Below are 17623 nucleotides of genomic sequence, written 5' to 3' on the forward strand. Positions count from 1 at the left end.
GCTGGTCATTTTATTCTTGCGGAGCGGTGGCTCCGTACTGTCAGGATACTTATGTCAAATAGTGCGATGAGTGTGGTGATCCTTGCTGCGGGTAAAGGAACCCGTATGTATTCCGACCTTCCCAAGGTGCTGCATAAACTGGCGGGTAAGCCGATGGTTCAGCACGTTATTGACGCTGCCATGACGACAGGCGCACAGCACGTTCATCTGGTCTATGGCCACGGCGGCGATTTGCTAAAACGTGAATTGGCCGATCCGGCGTTGAACTGGGTATTGCAGGCGGAACAGTTGGGAACCGGGCATGCGATGCAGCAAGCCGCGCCCCATTTTGCTGATGATGAAGATATTTTGATGTTGTATGGCGATGTGCCGCTGATTTCATCACAAACGCTGGGGCGTTTACGTGAGGCTAAGCCGCAGGGCGGTATCGGCCTGTTGACGGTGAAGCTGGACGATCCAACGGGCTATGGGCGAATTGTGCGTGAAAACGGTGCCGTAGTCGGGATCGTCGAGCACAAAGATGCCAGCGAAGAACAGCGCCAGATTGGCGAGATCAATACCGGCATTCTGATCGCGAACGGCAAAGATCTGAAGCGTTGGTTAAGCCAGTTGAATAACAACAACGCACAGGGCGAGTTTTACATCACCGACATTATTGCGATGGCAGCGGAAGAAGGTCAGCGTGTTGAAGCGGTCCATCCCGAGCGACTGAGTGAGGTTGAGGGCGTCAATAACCGTCTGCAACTGTCGGCGCTGGAGCGCGTTTATCAGCGTGAACAGTCAGATAAGCTGCTGCTGGCCGGTGTGATGCTGCTCGATCCGGCACGATTTGATCTGCGTGGCGAGCTGGCTCATGGTCGCGATGTGGTGATTGATGTCAATGTTGTCGTGGAAGGCAATGTTAAGCTAGGCAACCGGGTGAAAATCGGTGCTGGCTGCGTGATCAAAAACTGCATCATTGGCGATGACTGTGAGATCAGCCCTTATTCCGTGTTGGAAGATGCAGTGTTAGAAGCAGAGTGTACCGTTGGTCCATTTGCCCGCCTGCGTCCAGGCTCGGAACTGGCTGAGGGCGCGCATGTCGGCAACTTTGTCGAATTGAAAAAGGCGCGCTTAGGTAAAGGATCAAAAGCGGGTCACCTTAGCTATTTGGGTGATGCGGATATCGGTTCCGGTGTTAATATTGGCGCGGGAACGATCACCTGTAATTATGACGGCGCAAATAAACACAAAACGATTATTGGCGACGATGTATTTGTCGGCTCGCATAGTCAACTGGTGGCGCCCGTTAGCGTAGCCAGCGGTGCGACTATCGGGGCGGGAACGACCGTCACGCACGATGTGGCGGAGAATGAGCTGGTGGTCGGTCGCGTGAAACAGCGGCATATTTCCGGCTGGCAACGTCCGGTGAAAAAGAAATAGTCGTTGAGTAATATACCTCCGCTTATGGCGGAGGTTGTTTTGTCCTGTGTTTTAGTATCCCAGAGCACAGAACAAAACATAATAATCCCCAACTCTCTACAAGGCTCGGGGAACCCGGAAAAACCGGAACAATCAGGTCTAAGACATCCCTGGTGACACAATATGTCACTTTTATAGGAATACCATCGATGTGTGGAATTGTAGGCGCAGTTGCGCAACGTGATGTTGCTGAAATTTTGTTGGAAGGTTTACGCCGTCTTGAGTACCGCGGCTATGACTCTGCGGGCCTGGCGGTTGTTGACAGCGAAGGAAATGTCGCCCGTTTACGCCGTCTGGGGAAAGTGCAGGTGCTGTCTCAGGCAGCTGAAGAGCATGAACTGCACGGCGGTACCGGCATCGCCCATACCCGTTGGGCAACGCACGGTGAACCTTCTGAAGAGAACGCACACCCGCATGTTTCTGAACATATCACTATCGTTCATAACGGCATTATCGAAAACCACGAGCCGCTGCGTGAACTGCTGATCGGTCGCGGCTATCGCTTTGTTTCTGAAACCGATACGGAAGTGGTTGCCCATCTGGTTCATTTCGAACAGCAGCAGAATGGCGGAACGCTGGTTGACGTGGTTAAGCGTGTGATCCCACAGCTGCGCGGCGCGTATGGCATGGTGGTGTTGGATAACCGCGACCCAAGCGTATTGGTTGCCGCACGTTCTGGTAGTCCGCTGGTGATTGGCCGTGGTGTTGGTGAAAATTTCATCGCCTCCGATCAGCTGGCGCTGCTGCCAGTGACTCGCCGTTTCATGTTCCTGGAAGAAGGCGACATCGCGGAAATCACCCGTCGTGATGTGCGCGTGTTTGATAAATCCGGCCAGCTTGCCGCACGCGAAGAAATTGAATCAAAAGTGAATTACGATGCTGGTGATAAAGGCGCGTATCGTCACTACATGCAGAAAGAGATCTACGAACAGCCGATGGCGATCAAGAACACCCTTGAAGGGCGTTTCAGCCACGGCGAGATCAATCTGTCTGAGTTAGGCCCGAAAGCGGATGAGCTGCTGGCGAAGGTTGAACACGTTCAGATCATTGCCTGCGGTACATCCTATAACTCCGGTATGGTTTCTCGTTACTGGTTTGAATCACTGGCCGGTATTCCGTGCGACGTAGAGATTGCTTCCGAATTCCGCTATCGCAAGCCTGCCGTGCGTAAGAACAGCCTGATGATTACCCTGTCTCAATCAGGTGAAACAGCGGATACGCTGGCAGCACTGCGTTTGTCCAAAGAACTGGGCTATCTGGGATCGCTGGCTATCTGTAACGTCGCCGGTTCCTCGCTGGTGCGTGAATCCGATCTGGCGCTGATGACCAAAGCGGGCGTAGAGATTGGCGTGGCCTCGACTAAAGCCTTCACCACTCAGCTTACCGTTCTGCTGATGCTGGTGGCGCGTGTTGGCCGTCTGCGCGGTATGGATGCACAGATTGAGCATGACATCGTTCATGGTTTGCAGGCGCTGCCAGCGCGTATTGAGCAGATGCTGTCTCAGGACAAGCTCATCGAATCTCTGGCAGAAGGTTTCTCTGACAAGCACCATGCGCTGTTCCTCGGCCGTGGCGATCAGTATCCGATCGCGATGGAAGGCGCGCTGAAGCTGAAAGAGATCTCTTACATCCACGCGGAAGCCTATGCAGCAGGTGAGCTGAAGCATGGCCCGCTGGCGCTGATTGATGCGGATATGCCGGTTGTTGTGGTGGCACCGAACAACGAACTGTTGGAAAAATTGAAATCCAACATCGAAGAAGTGCGGGCACGCGGCGGCGAGCTGTATGTCTTCGCTGATGAAGATGCCGGTTTCACCAGCAGCGAGAATATGAAGATTATTCCACTGCCGCATATCGAAGAAGTGATTGCGCCAATCTTCTATACGGTGCCGTTGCAACTGCTGTCTTATCACGTCGCGCTGATTAAAGGCACCGATGTCGATCAGCCACGTAACCTGGCGAAATCCGTTACGGTAGAGTAATTTTTAAAAATGAAGGTAAATAGCCATCGTGTTATTTACCTTCATTTCTTTTCCCATTCTACTGCTTGTTTTTTATACCCATTCTTTTTGCGTCCTCCGCACTCTCCTCATAAAAATTTATTGGGTATAGTGGTTTACCCATATTGAATACTGACTTGTTCTTAATATGAATAACAAACAACAATACCTGGATATCGCGGAAGGGAAGGGGGAAAAAGTACCTTCAACGATGGTGGCCTTTTCCTCACGAGAGATGAACTATCCGCTGCTGGAAAGCTTGCTAGAGGCGCAGTCATTTTTCACCGATGGCGAAGTAAGTTATACCGAGCAGGGACAGGGCGGATTCTTTTATACCTGTCGTCATCACGATCGCGAGCTGACCTTTTATCTTGAGGTATCGGAGCGCGATCCCGAAAATAGCATCACGCCGATACATTCAACCGACCCGATTTCACCCGAGCTGTTGGCGCAGGCTAATGCGGCGACGCAGGAAGTGATGGTTGAGTGTATTTTTGGGCCAAATCCGCTGGAAGACTACGTTCATCAGCTTCGTTTATTAAGCGCTGTGGTACCGGATTTTCTCCTGGGCATCGATATTTCCGCTGCTGGTAACGTGTTTACCCGTGAATGGCTGAATTTTCAGTTGGAAGATGATGTCCTGCCGGAAATTGAATCGCTGTATACCATTCATGCCGTGTACGACACCGAGAACGATCCGCCAACGACATTCTGGTTTCACTCGCATGGTCTGGCGCGATGCGGCCTGACAGAGGCTGAATTAGTTATTCCCGAGACGCTCAGTTCGTATTATGGCATCCCGGATTTATTCAGAAGTTTTGTCAATAATGCCATTCAAAATCAGCAGATTACCTTTAACGAACCGATTCTGTGCGGGCAAACGGACAGCGGCTATGAATATCTGGTGGCGTTGCCGTTTGAAGAAGGGCTGCGGCATGTGAATCAATCCACGCCGATTGATCAACTGCGGCCTCTGGAAGATATGCGCTACGATCTGGAAGGGACGCCGGAAGGCGTGTTTCTGGGCGATCGCGCCGATCGGGATGACGTGCATCAGGAGCCTTCCTGTATGCTGTTTCGTACCAACGAAGAAAATCCGGTACTGCAAACGTTCTTTAAAGGATTTGATGAGCAGAATGCCATCATGTTCTGGCGCACGAATGCGGAAACGGCAGAAATGTCACGTAAGGCACAGCTGCGCTGGCGTTATTTCGTCAACATGTTTAAAAACTACCACGTGAGTGACGAACCGGCTAAACCGGGTTTTTTAGCTAAGCTACTAAAAAAAGCACCTAAACCTGTCGAAAGTGAATGGCGCTTTATGGTGAAGTTTGGCATTCCTCATGGCGAAGAGGGGGAAGAGCGCGAGCACATGTGGTTTATACCCGAAAAAATCGACGACACTGTAGTGACGGGAACATTAATCAATCATCCGTTCTACGTTGAGGATATGCAGGAAGGTGGTGTGTATTCCGTTGATATATCGCGGGTAACTGACTGGGCGATTTATTATCAGGGCGATAGCTATAAGCCTGATACGATTTACAAATTACTTAGCCATAGCCAGACTCACTGACCGATCTCCTGCACCAGTCAGAACGCCTGTTCTGGCTGGTGATGCCTGAATTTTCCTGCATTCTGCGTCATTGTCATAAAACTGTCATATTACGTACATTTTACTGTCACCAAACTGTCCTATTTTTCCTCCTGCGAACTACACTCTGATTTGATAACTCTGATTGATAACGGCTCCATGTCGACACGTCGATTATCCCACAGGAGGGATTATGAAACTGATGCGTACCACTCTTGCCAGTGTTGTTGCGGCAACCTTTTCTCTGACGGCATTTTCTGCTTTAGCTGCTGCTAACCTCACCGGTGCCGGTGCGACATTCCCTGCGCCTGTTTATGCCAAATGGGCTGACTCCTATCAAAAAGAAACCGGTAATAAAGTTAACTATCAAGGCATCGGTTCTTCTGGTGGTGTAAAACAGATTATCGCGAAAACAGTTGATTTCGGTGCTTCTGACGCCCCTCTGGCTGACGACAAATTAGCACAGGATGGTTTATTCCAGTTCCCAACCGTTATCGGTGGTGTGGTGCTGGCAGTGAACGTTCCTGGCATCAAATCTGGCGAATTGACGCTGGATGGTAAAACGCTGGGTGATATCTACCTGGGCAACATCAAAAAATGGAATGACCCGGCAATCACCAAGCTGAACCCGAATGCCAAACTGCCGGATCAGGACATCGCTGTGGTTCGTCGTGCTGACGGTTCTGGTACGTCTTTCGTGTTCACCAGCTACCTGGCAAAAGTGAACCCAGAGTGGAAAGAGAAGATTGGCGCAGGTTCTACCGTGAACTGGCCAACCGGTCTGGGCGGTAAAGGTAACGATGGTATCGCGGCGTTCGTACAGCGTCTGCCTGGTTCTATCGGTTACGTAGAATATGCGTATGCCAAGCAAAACAATCTGGCTTACACCAAACTGATTTCTGCCGATGGCAAAGCGGTTAGCCCGACTGGCGCCAGCTTCAGCAACGCGGCTAAAGAGATCGATTGGAGCAAGTCTTTCGCTCAGGATCTGACGAACCAGAAAGGCGCGGATGCGTGGCCGATCACCTCAACCACCTTCATCCTGGTTCACACCAAGCAGGAAAAACCTGAGCAGGGCGCTGAAGTGTTGAAATTCTTCGACTGGGCGTTCAAGAAAGGCGGCGAGCAAGCTGAAGCGCTGGATTACGCCACACTGCCAAAAGAAGTGGTTGAGCAAATCCGTGCTGCCTGGAAAACTCAGGTCAAAGACAGCAGCGGTAAAGCACTGTACTAATTATTGTATCGACACATCGTGTTGATAACCGGAGCCTGATGAGGCTGTCAGGTTCTGGGAAATACGTAGTGGAATAACAAGTCGTATCGGGGCGGAGAGGTGATAGCAACCTCTCTGCCTTCAATAGCTTATCAAATGTAGTTAAAACGAGAAGAGAGACGTATGGCGGAGTACAAGCCAACTATCAAAGCCCCGGGAAAGTATGGCGATATCCTCTTCAGCACGCTGGTAAAACTGGCGGCGCTGGTCACGCTACTGCTATTGGGTGGCATCATTGTTTCCCTGATTGTGGCGTCCTGGCCTAGCATCGAGAAGTTCGGTTTTGCCTTCTTGTGGACGAAAGAGTGGGATGCGCCCGCAGAGCAGTTTGGTGCACTGGTTCCGATTTACGGCACCATCGTTACCTCACTGATTGCACTGATTATTGCGATTCCGATTAGCTTCGGTATTGCGCTATTTCTGACAGAACTGGCACCAGCCTGGTTGAAACGTCCGCTTGGCGTGGCGATTGAATTGCTGGCGGCCATACCGAGTATTGTTTACGGCATGTGGGGGCTGTTCATTTTCGCTCCGCTGTTTGCCAAATACTTCCAACAGCCGGTAGGCAACGTCCTGTCTGGTATTCCTATTGTTGGCTCGCTGTTCTCCGGCCCGGCATTCGGGATCGGGATTCTGGCGGCCGGCGTCATTCTGGCCATCATGATTATCCCGTACATTGCGGCGGTGATGCGTGACGTGTTTGAGCAAACGCCGGTGATGATGAAAGAGTCCGCTTACGGCATTGGCTGTACGACGTGGGAAGTGATCTGGCGCATTGTGCTGCCTTACACCAAAAACGGCGTGATCGGCGGGGTGATGTTGGGACTGGGGCGCGCGTTGGGGGAAACCATGGCGGTGACCTTTATCATCGGTAACACCTACCAGCTCGACAGCGCGTCGCTATATATGCCTGGCAACAGTATTACCTCTGCGCTGGCGAACGAATTCGCCGAAGCGGAATCCGGTCTGCACACGGCGGCGCTGATGGAGCTGGGGCTGATTCTGTTTGTTATTACCTTTATTGTTCTGGCGTGTTCAAAGCTGATGGTTATGCGTCTGGCAAAAAATGAGGGGGCGCGCTAATGGCTACATTAGGCATAGAGCAAGAAGCCGCACTGGCACGCTCGCGGCGTAAAATGCAGGCCTGGCGTCGCCAGAAAAACCGCATTGCGCTGTTCTTATCCATGTCCACGATGGCATTTGGCCTGTTCTGGCTGGTCTGGATTCTGTTTTCGACCGTGACCCGAGGCGTGGATGGCATGTCTCTGGCGTTATTTACCGAAATGACGCCGCCACCGAATACGGCGGGTGGCGGGCTGGCGAATGCCATCGTCGGGAGCGGATTGCTGATTCTGTGGGCAACGCTGCTGGGGACGCCGCTGGGGATTATGGCGGGCATCTATCTGGCGGAATACGGTCGTAAATCTTGGATCGCCGAAGTGATTCGTTTCATCAACGACATTCTGCTGTCAGCACCGTCGATTGTGGTGGGTCTGTTTGTCTACACGCTTGTCGTAGCAAAGATGCAGCACTTCTCCGGCTGGGCGGGTGTGATTGCGCTGGCGCTGTTGCAGGTGCCGATTGTGATTCGTACCACCGAGAACATGCTAAAACTGGTGCCGGATAGCCTGCGTGAAGCGGCTTATGCGCTAGGTACGCCGAAATGGAAAATGATTTCTGCGATTACGCTGAAGGCATCGGTATCGGGCATCATCACCGGGGTGCTGCTGGCTATCGCGCGTATTGCCGGGGAAACCGCGCCGCTGCTGTTTACATCGCTGTCGAATCAGTTCTGGAGCACGGATCTGATGCATCCGATTGCTAACCTGCCGGTCACCATATTCAAGTTCGCCATGAGCCCGTTTGTGGAGTGGCAACAGCTGGCCTGGGCGGGTGTACTGCTGATTACGCTGTGTGTGCTGCTGCTGAATATTCTGGCGCGCGTTATTTTCTCTGCCAAGAAGCACTAATTCGCTAAGAAATAGTCGTTTTCTGAGAAACATTAAATAAATTCAAGGCGTTGCCAGGCAGCGCCAGGAAAAAGAGAGAAGTCTTGATGAGTATGGCTACTGAGACATCCAAAAAAATCCAGGTACGCGATCTGAATTTCTATTACGGAAAATTCCATGCGTTGAAAAACATTACGCTGGATATTGCCGCGAATCAGGTTACCGCGTTTATCGGCCCGTCCGGCTGTGGTAAATCCACGCTGCTGCGTACGCTGAATAAAATGTATCAGCTCTATCCTGAGCAGCGCGCCGAAGGCGATATCCTGCTGGATGGCAATAACATCCTGACGGATAAGCAAGATATCGCGCTGCTGCGCGCCAAAGTCGGCATGGTGTTCCAGAAACCGACGCCGTTCCCGATGTCCATTTACGACAACATCGCGTTTGGTGTGCGCCTGTTTGAAAAGCTGTCTCGTGCCGATATGGATGAGCGTGTCCAGTGGGCGCTGACCAAAGCCGCGCTGTGGCAAGAGACGAAAGATAAGCTGCACCAGAGCGGCTATAGCCTGTCCGGTGGTCAACAGCAGCGTTTGTGTATTGCGCGCGGTATCGCCATTCGCCCGGATGTCCTGCTGCTGGATGAACCGTGCTCCGCTCTCGACCCGATTTCTACCGGCCGTATTGAAGAGCTGATCTCCGAGCTGAAAAAAGACTACACCGTGGTCATCGTGACGCACAACATGCAGCAGGCGGCGCGTTGTTCAGATCATACGGCGTTTATGTATTTGGGTGAGCTGATTGAGTTCAGCGATACTGATACCCTGTTTACTGCCCCACGGCAGAAACAGACTGAAGATTACATCACCGGCCGTTACGGTTGATTAGGAAGCATCATGGATAATCTGAATCTGAACAAACACATTTCCGGTCAGTTTAACGCCGAACTGGAACACATCCGCACGCAGGTCCTGACCATGGGCGGGCTGGTGGAGCAACAGCTGAGTGACGCGATTACCGCGATGCATAACCAGGATGCGGAGCTGGCTCAGCAGGTTATTGAAGGCGATGCCAAAGTTAATCTGATGGAAGTGGCGATTGATGAGGCCTGCGTGCGCATTATTGCGAAGCGCCAACCTACCGCCAGCGATCTGCGTCTGGTGATGGCGATCATCAAAACCATCTCCGAGCTGGAACGTATCGGTGACGTAGCGGATAAAATCTGCCGCACCGCGCTGGAGAAGTTCTCCCATCAGCATCAGCCGCTGCTGGTGAGTCTGGAATCATTAGGACGCCACACCGTGCAGATGCTGCATGACGTGCTGGATGCGTTTGCCCGTATGGATCTGGACGAAGCGATTCGTATTTATCGCGAAGACAAAAAAGTGGATAAAGAGTACGAAGGGATTGTGCGTCAACTGATGACCCACATGATGGAAGATCCTCGCACCATCCCAAGCGTACTGACGGCGTTGTTCTGTGCCCGTTCTATCGAGCGTATCGGTGACCGTTGCCAGAACATCTGTGAATTTATCTTCTACTTCGTCAAAGGTCAGGATTTCCGCCACCTCGGCGGCGATGCGCTGGAAAAGCTGCTGGCGCAGAAAGATAAGAAAGAAGAAGAGTAAGCCCGTTCTTACGCTTATCGTGATAACGCCCTGCTTGCAGGGCGTTATTTTTTATCAGGATAGTGAATCAAATCGTGGAAGCGCGCTGTGGTATCGGCAGGGTTGTGGTAGCGGTGTTCTCTGTCGGCGGCAAAGCGTAGAGCATCACCGGCGGACAGCAAATGCGTCTGTCCATCAACGGTCATCTCCAGTTGTCCCTCCAGCACAATAATATGCTCGATCACCCCGTTTTCATGCGCCGATGAGGTGCTGCTGGCACCCGCCGCCAGCTCAATAACCAACATATCAAAACGCAGTTTTTCGTCGAAGGGGAAGAGGGGAACCACGTGCATTCCCGCCTCATTCTCCCTGAATGCCGAACCTGCCCCTGAGCGATAGGTCACGTCTTCATCTGCGAGCGTCGGTTCAATAAAGGTAGAGAACGCCACATTCATGCCGGTCGCAATTTTCCACAGCGTGGCGACCGTCGGGCTGGATTCACCGCGCTCGATCTGGCCGAGCATTGCTTTGCTCACACCCGTCTCTTCTGCCGCACGTGTGAGGCTCCAACCTTTCTCTTGTCTTAACGTTTTCAACGTATTGCCAATACGGCGGCTTAGCTCATCAGACATCAATATTGGCTCCTGCTTGTGCGTTATAGCGCACGCTGTTATGTTAACGCTTTCTGTGCGTTATAGCGCACGACAAGAGTGAAGGTATACCATGCCTGCGTCATTTGCGCTAAAAGATGTCACCTTTTCGACCCTCATCGCTGGTTTCGTTGCGGTGCTGGTGGGCTACACCAGTTCAGCCGCCATCATTTTTCAGGCAGCGGAAGCGGCGGGTGCCAGTGCGGTGCAGATCGGCGGCTGGTTAACCATGTTAGGGATTGCCCAAGGGCTGGCGTCGATTAGCCTGTCGCTATACTACCGTGCGCCGATACTGGCGGCCTGGTCAACGCCGGGGGCCGCGCTGCTGGTCACCAGCCTGCCGGGTACGTCGCTCAATGAAGCAATCGGCGTGTTCCTGTTTGCCTCAGCGCTTATCTTTATCTGTGGGATCACGGGTCTTTTTGCCCGCCTGATGAATGTGATTCCGCAGGCTATTTCTGCCGCGATGCTGGCGGGGATTTTGTTGCGCTTTGGCGCGGATGCCTTTCTTTCCCTGCAACAGGATTTCTGGCTGGCTTTTGCGATGTGCGTAACCTATTTGCTCAGCCGTCGGCTGCTGCCGCGCTTTGCCATTGTGCTGACACTGCTTGCTGGCCTGCTACTGGCTCTATTTCGTGGGCAAATTGCGGTTTCTGATTCGCCGCTGGTGTTCGCTGTACCGGAACTCATTACACCGCATTTTTCGTGGGCGTCTCTGCTGGGCGTTGGTATTCCGTTTTTCATTGTCACCATGGCATCGCAGAACGCACCGGGCGTTGCCACGCTGAAAGCGGCGGGCTATCAGGTTCCTATCTCACCGCTGATTACCGTTACCGCATTAATCGCGCTGGTTTTGACGCCGTTCGGTGGTTTTTCCGTGTGTATCGCCGCGATTACCGCCGCGATCTGCATGGGATCGGATGTGCATCCCGATCCGAAGAAACGCTACCTTGCCGCCGTCGCTGCCGGTGGCTTTTATCTGCTGGCGGGCGTTTTTGGCGGATCAATCGGTCAGCTTTTCACGGCGCTGCCGCAGCCGCTGATTCACGCTATCGCCGGTTTGGCGCTGCTCAGCACGATTTCAGGCAGCCTGTACCGCGCGTTGCTGGATGAAAAGCAGCGCGATGCTGCGGTCGTTACTTTCCTGATCACCGCCTCTGGGCTGACGCTGTGGGGCATTGGTGCGGCATTCTGGGGGCTAATTGGGGGGATGATGACCTGGTTTATTCTGTCAGCATACGCTGACAAGGTGCGTTGAATCGTCAGGATAATCTGCCAGAATAGCGAAGTAACATAAGGTTATATTATAGCTATTTATGTTATTTCCCGCGTTTTCGCCCTGCTGATAGCCTGCTGTTAATACAGCAATAATTAAGGGGCAGGGAATGAAAAAGCAGATTTTGACAGTGACTTTATTGGCCGGATTGGCTTCCATTTCTGGTGCTGCACAGGCCGATAAATTAGATGATATTCAGAAGGCGGGCGTGGTAAAAATTGCCGTCTTCGACAGCAATCCGCCGTTTGGCTATGTCGATCCGCAGAGCAAAAAGCTGGTGGGTTATGACGTAGATATCGCCGAGGCGATTGGTAAGGCGTTGGGCGTGAAGGTGGAGCTGCGCGCGACGAACCCAGCGAATCGTATTCCCCTGTTAAGTTCGCAGAAAGTCGATCTGATCGCCGCGAACTTCACCATTACCGATGAGCGTGCCAAGCAGGTTAACTTTAGTATTCCTTACTTCGCGACCGGGCAAAAATTTATCGCCCGTAAAGGCGTGCTGAAAACGCCGGAAGACATCAAAACGCTGCGTATTGGCGCGGATAAAGGCACCGTGCAGGAAATTACCCTACGCGAGCATTACCCGACGGCTAAAGTGATTTCCTACGACGATACGCCGCTGGCCTTCGCCGCGCTGCGTAACGGCAACGTTCAGGCCATCACGCAGGATGATGCCAAGCTTGTCGGCCTGCTGGCTAACGTGCCCGATGCACAGAAGGCTGAGTTTGAAATCTCTCCGTTCAGCATTACCAAAGAGTATCAGGGTGTTGGGATTCCGAAGGGCGAAGAGCGTCTGACGGCGAAAATTAACGACACGCTGATTAATCTGGAAAAACAGGGTGAAGCGAAGACGATTTACGATCGCTGGTTTGGGCCGAGCACTAAGTCATCCCAGCCGCGCGGCGATTTCACCTTTGCCCCGTTGGATCAACAACCTAAATCCTGATAGCTGACGCCTGGTGCTATGATCCCAGCCCTCTGCAATACAATGCAGAGGGCATTTCTATTTGTACTTCGTAATAATGACAAAGAGAGATAAAACGCATGGATACGGCGCTACAATCGCTTGAATCGTGGCTGTTGGCTCCTCAATACCTCATCTGGCTGTGGCACGGTTTCCTGATCACGCTGGGTATTTCCCTGAGTACGATCGTTCTGTCTACGGTGCTGGGCTTTCTGTTGGCGGCGGCCAGAGACAGCCAGATTCGGCTGCTGCGCGGCGTTGTGGTGGCCTATAGCTCGCTATTTCGTAATACGCCGCTGCTGGTGCAGCTGTTTTTCTGGTATTTCGGGGCCGGGCAGCTTTTTCCCTCAGCGATGATGCAATGGCTGAACACGCCTCATGCCATTTCGCTGCTGGGCATGACGTTAGCGTGGCCTTCTTTTGAGTTTCTGGCAGGCCTGGCAGGGCTGACGCTCTACTCCAGCGCGTTTATTGCGGAGGAAATTCGCGCTGGTGTTCGCGGCGTAGCACGCGGGCAGAAGTACGCGGCGCATGCTCTGGGGTTAACCGGCTGGCAATCTATGCGTTATGTGGTATTGCCGCAGGCGCTAAAAATCGCCCTGCCGCCGCTGCTTGGGCAGTACATGAATATCGTTAAGAACTCGTCGTTGACGATGGCGATTGGCGTCGCTGAATTGTCCTACGCGTCGCGTCAGGTGGAGACGGAAACCTTGCGCACGTTTCAGGCATTTGGCGTAGCGACGGTGTTGTACATCGTCATTATTGCGTTGATGGAAGGCTGGGGCATGTGGCGTCAGCAGCGTAGTCTGGCGGAGAGACACTAAGATGGATTTTACCGTTATCACCGATAACATCGACTATTTGATGTGGGGTACGTTCCCAGATGGCCCGCTGGGTGGCGCTGCGCTGACGCTGGTGATGAGCCTGCTTGCTGGCGTAGCCTCTGCCATTTTGGGGACGATTTTGGGCGTGGCGCTGGCGATGTCCCGGGGATGGGGGAGTGCGTTGTTGGCGATGGTGCTGGGGTTCTTCCGGGCGATTCCCGTCATCATGCTGATTTTCTGGACCTACTTTCTGCTGCCGATCGTTTTTGGCGTCGATATCCCTGAAATTACGACCGTGGTGTGCGCGCTGGCGCTGATCGCCTCGGCGTATCTCGCGCATGGCGTGAAGGCGGGCATTGTTGCTATTGGGCGCGGTCAGTGGCAGGCCGGACTCTCATTGGGCTTAAGCCGCTGGCAGGTACTGTGGCAGATTGTCCTGCCGCAGGCGCTGCGGATGATGGTGCCCTCTTTCATCAACCAATGGATTTCCCTGATTAAAGACACCTCACTGGCCTACATTGTTGGCGTCGGTGAACTGACGTTTCTCGCTACGCAGGTCAATAACCGCAGCATGGTCTACCCGATGGAAGTTTTCCTGTTTGTCGCGCTGGTCTACTTTGTGTTTTGTCTGTCGCTGGAGCTGCTGGCGAACGGGGTTAATTCCCGTTTTAGCCAGCAGGAAAAGCAGCCGAAGCGTCGTTTGCTGTGGTGGCGGAATAAGCCAGCTTGAGGATGCAGATTATCGACAAACTTATTTGCAGAACGAAAACGCCGGTCTTTTTCAGCAACCTTAAGTTCGCCTTTGCTACTACGCCGTGATATTCCAGCCTTTTTCGCGCCAGATTTGCGGTAGTTCGCGCATATCGTCAAACATCGTGACCAGCGGGTGATGAATCGGCTGATTATGGGGATCGGCGCAGTAATAGAACACCGGAATGCCCGCCGCGATGCCAGCCTGTACGCCAGCGGCGGAATCTTCAACCAGAATGCAGTGCTCGATAGGAAGCTGTAACTGCTCGGCGGCGTGATACAGCACTGCTGGATCGGGCTTCCATTTTTTCAGATCGTAGCCGCTGTAGAGATGGTCACCAAACAGATCGAGCATATGCGTCAGGCCGAGCGAATGCTGCATCTTGCTGACCGGACCATTGGACACCACGGCCATCGGGACAGTAATCGACTGCACTAATTCACGTGCACCCTCGATAGGTTGCAGGAATTCATCGAACAGACGTTTCACCTCTTGCCGGAAATGACGCTCCGCATCGTCTACCGACACGGTTAAGCCATGCTGCTGGCTGATGCGGGCAATAATCTCGTACAGCTTCACGCCCTTGTAGGTTTTTATCACCTCCTCCAGCGATAAGTTCACCCCATACGGGATGAAGATATTCACATAAGCCTGGCAACACAGCACTTCGCTATCAACCAGCGTGCCATCACAGTCGAAGAAGACGCATTCAATACGGGGCATGACCAATCCTTATCGATGAAATAAAAGATGAAGTTCTTACTTTAACCAATTGACCCAATATTGCGACCTATAAAGCCATTTTTAGCGCTATCTTGCGTAAGATCGGGGGGATTTAACCGAGAGAAAACGATGACGTTAATAGGTTCTTCTTATTCGATGAAAAAAAACGTGGGATCAACGTAAAAACGCCGCGTTTTGTTATAGGATACCCGACGACAGTTATTCCCTTCTTTGGATTGTTACTCATGAATAAATCACAACCCGGTCTTGCTACCGAGCAAGGCCTGCTGGAGCGCGTGTTTAAACTTAAACAACACGGCACGACAGCACGTACGGAAACGATTGCCGGTTTCACGACGTTTTTGACGATGGTTTACATCGTTTTTGTTAACCCGCAGATTCTGGGTGTGGCGGGGATGGATACCAAAGCGGTCTTTGTGACCACCTGTCTGATTGCGGCATTCGGCAGCATTTTGATGGGGCTGCTGGCTAACCTGCCTGTGGCGCTGGCTCCAGCAATGGGGCTGAATGCGTTTTTCGCTTTTGTCGTCGTCGGTGCGATGGGTCTGCCATGGCAGGTTGCGATGGGTGCTATTTTCTGGGGCGCAATCGGTTTCCTGTTGCTGACTATCTTCCAGATTCGCTATTGGATGATCGCCAATATCCCGCTTAGCCTGCGTTTGGGTATCGCCAGCGGTATCGGGTTGTTCATTGCCATGATGGGCCTGAAAAACGCCGGTATTATCGTTCCTAACCCTGAAACACTGGTGACGATTGGTAATCTGACGTCACACAGCGTGCTGTTGGGCGCTCTGGGCTTTTTCATTATTGTCGCACTAGCTTCACGTAATATTCACGCCGCGGTACTGACCTCCATCGTCGTGACCACCTCGATTGGCCTGCTGCTGGGCGATGTGACGTATTCTGGCGTGTTCTCCATGCCGCCGAGCGTCATGTCGGTGGTGGGTCAGGTTGATCTGGCCGGAGCGCTGAACCTCGGGATGTCTGGCATTATTTTCTCCTTCATGCTGGTTAACCTGTTTGACTCCTCCGGTACGCTGATTGGCGTGACGGATAAAGCCGGTCTGGTTGATGCGCGCGGTAAATTCCCACGCATGAAGCAGGCGCTGTATGTCGATAGCGTTAGCTCTGTGGCCGGTTCATTTATCGGGACATCCTCCGTTACCGCATATATTGAAAGCTCTTCTGGCGTGTCCGTGGGCGGACGTACCGGCCTGACGGCCGTGATTGTGGGTCTGCTGTTCCTGCTGGTCATCTTCCTGTCGCCGCTGGCGGGGATGGTGCCTGCCTATGCTGCCGCTGGTGCACTGATTTACGTGGGCGTATTGATGACGTCCAGTCTGGCACGCGTGAAGTGGGATGACTTGACGGAAGCCGTTCCGGCCTTTATTACCGCGGTGATGATGCCGTTCAGCTTCTCTATTACTGAAGGGATCGCGCTGGGCTTCATTTCTTACTGCGTGATGAAGCTGGCGACGGGCCGCTGGCGTGAAATCAGCCCTTGCGTGGTCGTGGTTGCGCTGTTGTTCCTGCTGAAAATCGTGTTTATCGACGGGCATTAATCTGTTCGTGGCTCCGGGGTTTTCCCGGAGCCTCAGCCTGCGACAAGGCGGTTGGCTACTGTGAGGCGGTAGAGGTGGCTTTTTCTATCGTATGGCTGGTTAATTTCATATAGCGTACAGACTGGCGCTGCTGCTGTAGAATTTCCCCCGACTTTCTCATGCCCGTTGCCGACGTGTATTTCCACATGATCAATCGGTTAAGTGTGGGGATATGGGCACAGGCCCAGGCAAGGTAATCATCAACATCGCTCATCACTTCTACGGCGGGGGTGCAGGTTGAACGCAGCCTGCCAGAGGCGGGGTGGAGTTTCAGGTTATTGGGAGGGTGGCTGTTCACGCCAGGGATCTTCATCAATGACTGGCGGATGGTGCACAGCTGCGTTGCTGCTTCCAGCGGATCGCGCTGCGCGTCGATCCACGCCTGTTCGGCCTGTGTCTGCGCCTGCATCTGTGGGACGACCTGATTTGTTGGCCTGACATGAACGATTTCGATATCCATACCGACGCTGCCTTCTTCGCTCAGGAGGATGGCGATAGTGTTGCCTGCATAGCCGATGCTGAAATTGGGCATATTGGGATCGGCAAAGTAAGGGCGTCCTTCAGGGGACACGAGTAGCGTGGGCAACAGCGGATAGCCGAAAAAATAGAACATCATCTCAGCCAGCAGCACTCGACTCTTCAGATAACGCTCGCGGCGTTTGGCTGAAAAACCTTGTGTTGATGAGATGAGCCTATCGGGCAGTCTTTGTAAGTCAGGAAGCGCTTCCGTGCTTGTCCACCTGACAAAATGGCAGGTCATTGTTCACTCCGTGATCGTGATAAAAGATGGGAACCTATCAGGCATTACCAATGCATATTATCAGACTAATATGTGATCTAAAGAAAAATCGATGGATAAATCGGCGATAATTATTAATTAGGCACACCGAATTTTCTGCATCGTATGTTTTGTGGCGATCCTTCCCTGTTCG

At 52.7% G+C, this 17623-nt stretch carries 16 protein-coding genes; 13 read left to right on the top strand and 3 right to left on the bottom strand.

Annotation, left to right across the window (positions count from 1 at the left end):
• Nucleotides 1-51 precede the first annotated feature (51 nt).
• The 8 genes from glmU to phoU all read left to right on the top strand — a co-directional run bounded on the left by glmU (nucleotide 52) and on the right by phoU (nucleotide 9902).
• Complete coding sequence (gene glmU / locus ACIPUG_RS09980; protein ID WP_400338305.1) at nucleotides 52-1422, top strand: bifunctional UDP-N-acetylglucosamine diphosphorylase/glucosamine-1-phosphate N-acetyltransferase GlmU; 1371 nt, start codon at nucleotides 52-54, stop codon at nucleotides 1420-1422.
• A 188-nt stretch (nucleotides 1423-1610) separates the two neighbouring features.
• Nucleotides 1611-3443, top strand: a complete 1833-nt coding sequence (gene glmS / locus ACIPUG_RS09985) for a glutamine--fructose-6-phosphate transaminase (isomerizing) (protein ID WP_014917149.1) — start codon at nucleotides 1611-1613, stop codon at nucleotides 3441-3443.
• 166 nt (nucleotides 3444-3609) lie between these two features.
• Entirely contained in the window at nucleotides 3610-5037 is a 1428-nt protein-coding gene (locus ACIPUG_RS09990) for a DUF4026 domain-containing protein (RefSeq protein ID WP_039320213.1), read from the top strand.
• 211 nt (nucleotides 5038-5248) lie between these two features.
• Nucleotides 5249-6289 carry a phosphate ABC transporter substrate-binding protein PstS gene (gene pstS / locus ACIPUG_RS09995; RefSeq protein WP_039281335.1) on the top strand — a complete coding sequence of 347 codons (1041 nt, stop codon included), beginning with the start codon at nucleotides 5249-5251 and terminating at the stop codon, nucleotides 6287-6289.
• A gap of 162 nt (nucleotides 6290-6451) precedes the next feature.
• Nucleotides 6452-7411 carry a phosphate ABC transporter permease PstC gene (gene pstC / locus ACIPUG_RS10000; protein WP_010300064.1) on the top strand — a complete coding sequence of 320 codons (960 nt, stop codon included), beginning with the start codon at nucleotides 6452-6454 and terminating at the stop codon, nucleotides 7409-7411.
• Nucleotides 7411-8298: a phosphate ABC transporter permease PstA gene (gene pstA, locus ACIPUG_RS10005; RefSeq protein ID WP_010681438.1), complete on the top strand. Its 888-nt coding sequence runs from the start codon at nucleotides 7411-7413 to the stop codon at nucleotides 8296-8298. The genes pstC and pstA overlap by 1 nt, the downstream gene beginning before the upstream one ends.
• Before the next feature lie 86 nt (nucleotides 8299-8384).
• Nucleotides 8385-9158 (top strand): phosphate ABC transporter ATP-binding protein PstB, encoded by a 774-nt coding sequence (gene pstB, locus ACIPUG_RS10010; protein ID WP_400338306.1) that lies wholly within the window; start codon nucleotides 8385-8387, stop codon nucleotides 9156-9158.
• A gap of 12 nt (nucleotides 9159-9170) precedes the next feature.
• Entirely contained in the window at nucleotides 9171-9902 is a 732-nt protein-coding gene (phoU, locus tag ACIPUG_RS10015) for a phosphate signaling complex protein PhoU (protein ID WP_039487837.1), read from the top strand.
• Nucleotides 9903-9946: 44 nt separating this feature from the next.
• On the opposite strand, the gene ACIPUG_RS10020 is transcribed toward phoU, so the two are convergent.
• Nucleotides 9947-10513, bottom strand: a complete 567-nt coding sequence (locus tag ACIPUG_RS10020; protein WP_400338307.1) for a helix-turn-helix domain-containing protein — start codon at nucleotides 10511-10513, stop codon at nucleotides 9947-9949.
• Between the two features lie 91 nt (nucleotides 10514-10604).
• Between ACIPUG_RS10020 and ACIPUG_RS10025 the strand changes: the two genes are divergently transcribed.
• The 4 genes from ACIPUG_RS10025 to ACIPUG_RS10040 all read left to right on the top strand — a co-directional run bounded on the left by ACIPUG_RS10025 (nucleotide 10605) and on the right by ACIPUG_RS10040 (nucleotide 14325).
• Nucleotides 10605-11789 carry a benzoate/H(+) symporter BenE family transporter gene (locus ACIPUG_RS10025; RefSeq protein ID WP_400338308.1) on the top strand — a complete coding sequence of 395 codons (1185 nt, stop codon included), beginning with the start codon at nucleotides 10605-10607 and terminating at the stop codon, nucleotides 11787-11789.
• A gap of 127 nt (nucleotides 11790-11916) precedes the next feature.
• Complete coding sequence (locus ACIPUG_RS10030) at nucleotides 11917-12753, top strand: ABC transporter substrate-binding protein (RefSeq protein WP_014917144.1); 837 nt, start codon at nucleotides 11917-11919, stop codon at nucleotides 12751-12753.
• A 98-nt stretch (nucleotides 12754-12851) separates the two neighbouring features.
• Nucleotides 12852-13595: an amino acid ABC transporter permease gene (locus tag ACIPUG_RS10035; RefSeq protein WP_205534275.1), complete on the top strand. Its 744-nt coding sequence runs from the start codon at nucleotides 12852-12854 to the stop codon at nucleotides 13593-13595.
• A gap of 1 nt (nucleotide 13596) precedes the next feature.
• Nucleotides 13597-14325 carry an amino acid ABC transporter permease gene (locus tag ACIPUG_RS10040; RefSeq protein WP_400338310.1) on the top strand — a complete coding sequence of 243 codons (729 nt, stop codon included), beginning with the start codon at nucleotides 13597-13599 and terminating at the stop codon, nucleotides 14323-14325.
• 78 nt (nucleotides 14326-14403) lie between these two features.
• Here ACIPUG_RS10040 and yieH read toward each other — a convergent pair whose 3' ends face one another.
• Complete coding sequence (yieH, locus tag ACIPUG_RS10045) at nucleotides 14404-15069, bottom strand: 6-phosphogluconate phosphatase (protein WP_010681428.1); 666 nt, start codon at nucleotides 15067-15069, stop codon at nucleotides 14404-14406.
• Between the two features lie 245 nt (nucleotides 15070-15314).
• Here yieH and ACIPUG_RS10050 point away from each other — a divergent pair, with 245 nt between their 5' ends.
• Nucleotides 15315-16652 (top strand): NCS2 family permease, encoded by a 1338-nt coding sequence (locus tag ACIPUG_RS10050; protein WP_400338311.1) that lies wholly within the window; start codon nucleotides 15315-15317, stop codon nucleotides 16650-16652.
• 55 nt (nucleotides 16653-16707) lie between these two features.
• Here ACIPUG_RS10050 and ACIPUG_RS10055 read toward each other — a convergent pair whose 3' ends face one another.
• Nucleotides 16708-17451 carry a 4'-phosphopantetheinyl transferase superfamily protein gene (locus tag ACIPUG_RS10055; RefSeq protein ID WP_010681426.1) on the bottom strand — a complete coding sequence of 248 codons (744 nt, stop codon included), beginning with the start codon at nucleotides 17449-17451 and terminating at the stop codon, nucleotides 16708-16710.
• Between the last annotated feature and the right edge of the window lie 172 nt (nucleotides 17452-17623).

The sequence above is a fragment of the Pectobacterium sp. CHL-2024 genome, from assembly GCF_044751765.1.
Classification (GTDB): Bacteria; Pseudomonadota; Gammaproteobacteria; order Enterobacterales; family Enterobacteriaceae; genus Pectobacterium; species Pectobacterium brasiliense.